Annotated in this window: 4 protein-coding genes; 2 read left to right on the top strand and 2 right to left on the bottom strand. The window is 74.5% G+C overall.

Annotation, left to right across the window (positions count from 1 at the left end):
• Positions 1 to 11: 11 nt before the first annotated feature.
• A complete protein-coding gene (locus H5J30_RS36935) occupies positions 12 to 137 on the bottom strand; it encodes a hypothetical protein (protein ID WP_258563503.1) in 126 nt (41 codons plus the stop codon).
• A 26-nt stretch (positions 138 to 163) separates the two neighbouring features.
• Here H5J30_RS36935 and H5J30_RS23665 point away from each other — a divergent pair, with 26 nt between their 5' ends.
• Positions 164 to 1,141, top strand: coding sequence for an extracellular catalytic domain type 1 short-chain-length polyhydroxyalkanoate depolymerase (locus tag H5J30_RS23665; protein ID WP_258563502.1), 978 nt, complete (start codon positions 164 to 166; stop codon positions 1,139 to 1,141).
• 39 nt (positions 1,142 to 1,180) lie between these two features.
• Here H5J30_RS23665 and H5J30_RS23660 read toward each other — a convergent pair whose 3' ends face one another.
• Positions 1,181 to 1,798, bottom strand: a complete 618-nt coding sequence (locus tag H5J30_RS23660) for a TetR/AcrR family transcriptional regulator (protein WP_181789391.1) — start codon at positions 1,796 to 1,798, stop codon at positions 1,181 to 1,183.
• A 90-nt stretch (positions 1,799 to 1,888) separates the two neighbouring features.
• Between H5J30_RS23660 and H5J30_RS23655 the strand changes: the two genes are divergently transcribed.
• Positions 1,889 to 3,193 (top strand): MFS transporter (locus tag H5J30_RS23655; protein ID WP_181789390.1); only part of this gene is annotated, 1,305 nt, incomplete at its 3' end.

Raw genomic sequence — 3,193 nt, 5'->3', positions numbered from 1 at the left:
CTTCTTCCCCTTCAGCGCACCAGCACCTCGGGGTCGACGGCCCCGCCGCCCAGCAGCGCCTGGAAGTGGGCGATCACGCGCACCGCCGCGGCGGCGTCCGCGTCCAGCGACGAAAGCCGCACCAGCAGACCCTTCACACCCGCAGTCTAGAAAGGGCATGGACATGTTCACCAGAGCCGCAGCCCGAGTCACCGCCCCGCCACCTCCCGTCCGCCGCCGGGCGCGCCCGCTGCACGCCGCGCTGCTCGGCTGCGTCCTCGCCCTGCTGGCGGCCCTGTCGCTCAGCGCACCGCCGCAAGCCTCCGCGGCGACCCTCCGCGAGGTGACGAACTTCGGCAGCAACCCCAGCAACCTGCGCATGCACCTCTACGTCCCGGACAGCGTCCGCACGCAGCCCGCCGTGCTCGTCGCGATCCACTACTGCACGGGCTCGGGACCCGCGTTCCACTCGGGCACCGAGTTCGCCCGGCTCGCCGACCGCTACGGCTTCATCGTCGTCTACCCCTCCGCCACCCGCGGCGGCCAGTGCTTCGACGTCTCCTCGCCGCAGGCGCTGCGCCGCGACGGGGGCAGCGACCCGGTGGGCATCCGCTCGATGGTGCAGTACGTGCGCGACAGCAACGGCGCCGACCCGAACCGGACGTTCGTCACCGGCGCCTCGTCCGGCGCGATGATGACCAACGTCATGCTCGGCAACTACCCCGACGTGTTCAAGGCGGGCGCGGCGTTCATGGGCGTCCCGTACGGCTGCTTCGCCACCACCGACGGCTCCGGCTGGAACAGCGCCTGCGCCAACGGCCAGATCGTCCGCAGCCCGCAGCAGTGGGGCGACCTGGTGCGCGGCGCGTACCCCGGCTACGCCGGCCCGCGCCCGCGGATGCAGGTATGGCACGGCACCGCCGACACCACGCTGCGCTACCCCAACTTCCAGGAGGAGATCAAGCAGTGGACCGACGTCCACGGCCTGGGCCAGACCCCGTCCATGACCGACAGCCCGCAGTCCGGCTGGACCCGCACCCGCTACGGCGGCACCGGCGGGCAGGCGCCGGTGGAGGCGGTCAGCCTGCAGGGCGTGGGCCACTCGCTGCCGATGTCCGGCATGGCCGAGCGCGCCGTCGCGTTCTTCGGCCTCGACGGCTAGGACACGCCCCGTAGGTACGCGCCGCGGGGTCTCCGCGGGCTACGGGCCGGGCGCGGGCGGTGCCGCGAGCACCGCCAGCACCGACTTCGTGACCACGTCGGAGACCTCGCCCGGCGGCAGTTCCAGCCGCCCGGCGCGGACGTCCTCCGCGGCGCCGTGCAGGATGTGCTGCACGACGCCGACGAGCCAGGCCGTCGGCATGTCGGTGCGGAAGACCCCCTGGTCCTGGCCGCGGCGGACGAGTTCGCCGACGCGCTCCGCCGGGCCGGCGTGCAGCTCCCGCACCCGCCCGGCCGGCAGGACGCCCTGGGCGGCGGTGAGCAGCGCCGCGGACTCGGCGACCAGCGCCCAGCTGGAGACCAGCAGCCGGCGCATCGCCTCGTACGCGTCGCCCGCCAGGTCCACGGCCGCCAGCGTGCGGTCGCCGTCCTGGACGGCGTCCCGCAGCGCGGCGTCGACCAGCTCGGCGCGGGTCTTGAAGTGGCCGTAGAGGGTCATCCGCCCCACGCCCGCGGCCTTGGCGATGTCGTCGGTCGTCGCGTTCGGGTCGGAGCCCAGCCGCCCGCGGGCGGCGGCGACGATGCGGGCGATGCTGCGCTCGGCGTCGGCCCGGCGGCGCTGGCGGGTGCCGGCGCCGGGGCGGGTGGAGGCGGCCATGCGGACCAGCCTAACTCGTACGGGAATGTTTGCGTTACAGTCCTCCGTTAGAACTCGTACATCAACGTACGAGATATCGGGAGGGCACTGATGACCACGCACGAGGCCGGGCACACGGCCGCGGAAGGGCGGCACCCCGCCCGCTGGCGCATCCTCGGGTTCCTCGGGATAGCGCAGCTCATGCTGATCCTCGACGTCACGGTGGTGGCGATCGCGCTCCCGCACATCGGCTCCGACCTCGGGCTCGGCCGCGCGGCGCTGACCTGGACGGTCAGCGCGTACACGCTGACCTTCGGCGGGCTGATGCTGCTCGGCGGCCGGATCGCGGACCTGATCGGCCCCAGGCGCGTGGTCCTCGCCGGGCTGCTGGTCTTCACCGCGGCGTCCCTGACGACCGGGCTCGCCGAGTCGGGCGGCACGCTGGTCGGCGGGCGCATCGCGCAGGGCGTCGGCGCGGCGCTGCTGTCGCCCGCGGCACTGTCGCTGGTGGTCACGCTCTTCGACGGCGAGGAGCGGAACAAGGCGCTGGGCATCTGGTCCGCGCTCGGCGGCGGCGGGGCCGCGCTCGGCGTCCTCCTCGGCGGACTGCTGACCGCGGGTCCCGGCTGGCCGTGGGTCTTCTACGTCAACGTGCCCATCGGGCTCGCCATCCTCGCCGTACTCGCGGTGCTGCTGCCGTCGCGTCCGGCTCCCGCCGCACGGCCGCGGGTGGACCTGCTCGGCGCGGCACTGGTGACCGCGTCGACGGCGACGCTGATCTACGGGCTCATCGACGCCGGCGAACGCGGCTGGCTCACGGCCCGTACCGCCGGACTCGTCCTGCTCGCGGCCGTCGGCTACCTGCTGTTCACCGTCTGGCAGCGGCGCGCCCGCAGCCCGCTGATGGACGTGCGGCTGCTGGCCCGCCGGCCCGTGGCCACCGGCGCGTTCCTCATCCTGATGGCGACGGCGCTGATGGTGGCGGTGTTCTTCCTGGGCACCTTCTACTACCAGCACGCGCGCGGCTACGGGGCGCTGCGCACCGGGCTGCTGTTCCTGCCCGTCGCGTTCGCGGCGATGCTGGGGGCCGACCTGACCGGCCGGCTGATCGGCCGGACCGGCGCGCGGGCACCCGCCGTCGCGGCGCTGACCGCGGCGGCGGCCGGGCTGGCGGTCCCCGCCGTCTCGATGCGGCCGGTGACGGTCGCGATCGGGGTGACCGTCGCGGCGCTGGGCACGGGCGCGATGTTCGTGGTCGCCTCGGCGACGGCGCTGGGCCGGGTGGCGCCGCACGAGGCGGGGATCGCCTCCGGCATCGTGAGCACCTTCCACGAGTTCGGCGCCTCGCTGGGCGCCGCGGTGGTCTCCAGCGTGGCGGCGGCGAGCCTCGTCGGCAGCACGCTGGAGGGGTTCACG

Source organism: Streptomyces phytophilus, from assembly GCF_013870535.1.
GTDB classification, from domain to species: domain Bacteria; phylum Actinomycetota; class Actinomycetes; order Streptomycetales; family Streptomycetaceae; genus Streptomyces; species Streptomyces phytophilus.
The sequence above is the reverse complement of the archived record's forward strand: the minus strand, read 5'-3'. Positions and strand labels throughout refer to the sequence as shown.

Coding starts and splice junctions, on each gene's coding strand:
- H5J30_RS23665 (WP_258563502.1), top strand. CDS start 164: ATGTTCACCAGAGCCGCAGCCCGAGTCACCGCCCCGCCACCTCCCGTC.
- H5J30_RS23660 (WP_181789391.1), bottom strand. CDS start 1,798: ATGGCCGCCTCCACCCGCCCCGGCGCCGGCACCCGCCAGCGCCGCCGG.